Annotated in this window: 1 protein-coding gene; it reads left to right on the top strand. The window is 58.3% G+C overall.

The annotated features are described in order from the left end of the window. Positions 1 to 1,072, top strand: a 1,072-nt coding sequence (locus AC1DWT_RS51425; RefSeq protein WP_477926294.1) for an ATP-binding domain-containing protein, incomplete at its 5' end; no start/stop codon positions are given. Positions 1,073 to 1,252 lie beyond the last annotated feature (180 nt).

Here is a 1,252-nt window from a genome sequence, read left to right as displayed (position 1 = left end):
CGCTCACACGAACCCGGCCATCGACAACCTCAAGCGTCGCGTCACCGCCCAAAATTCGACGTTCCGAACGATCGCAAGTCAAACCTACCGAACCGCGGCCGACCCAGAGTACGACCTGTTGGTCATCGACGAGTGCAGCACGGTCAGCAACGCCGACCTGATCAAGGTTATGGACAAGACGTCATTCAAGTTGCTCGTGCTCGTCGGAGACGTCTACCAGATCGAGTCGATCCAGTTCGGCAACTGGTTCAACGTCATCCGCTCATTCATCCCCCGGACATCGGTATTCGAACTCACGACCCCGTTTCGCACCAAGAACGAGTCACTCCTCGGCCTATGGGACAGGGTGCGACACCTCGGTGACGACATCACGGAGTTCATCGCCCACAGCGGGTACTCGACGAAACTCGACGAGTCGCTGTTCGAGGCGCATCGCGATGACGAGATCATCCTCTGCCTGAACTATGACGGCCTCTACGGAATCAACAACATCAACCGCTTCCTCCAGAGCAGCAACCCCGGCAAAAGCATCGCATGGGGCGCCTCGACGTTCAAAGAGGGTGACCCCGTTCTCTTCAACGAGACAGAACGTTTCGGGCGCGCAATCTACAACAACCTCAAGGGGAAGATCGTCGGCGTCCAGCGCTTCCCCGACCGGGCGCAGTTCGACGTCGAACTCGATYGAACGATCAGCGAATTCGACGTCGATGGTGAAGACCTCAAGTGGCTTGGGGACGCGACGGTGCGCTTCGATGTCTTTGAACGCGATACCAGCGACGAGGACGACGACTCCCTCAACACGAACGTGCCATTTCAGGTGGCCTACGCCGTGTCAATCCACAAAGCGCAGGGCCTCGAATACGACTCAGTCAAAATCGTCATAACCGACGCCAACGAAGAGGACATCTCGCACAGCATCTTCTACACCGCCGTCACGAGGGCACGGGAACGCCTCCAGATCTTCTGGACCCCGGAGACGCAGCAAGCCGTCCTCGCCCACCTCCAACACCGCGTAGTTTCGAAAGACGTTGCACTGCTATCCAAACGCCGCGCGCTTACCCCACTCAGCTAGGTTCTGCAGCCAACAGCTTGAAGGCGGCAGGTGCAGTGAACACTTCAATGTGTTCGTGCGAACGGGAACGCAGATGCATCGAGGGAAGACTCAACGGACGGACGCTCGCGTCGCCCGTCAGACTCCGCAGTGAACCCGACCGAACCCCCCAGTGTGGGTTTACTTGTTCCCGTATATTGG

This window comes from Rhodococcus sp. P4_B6 (assembly GCF_056402215.1).
This window is presented reverse-complemented; position numbering and strand designations above follow the sequence as displayed.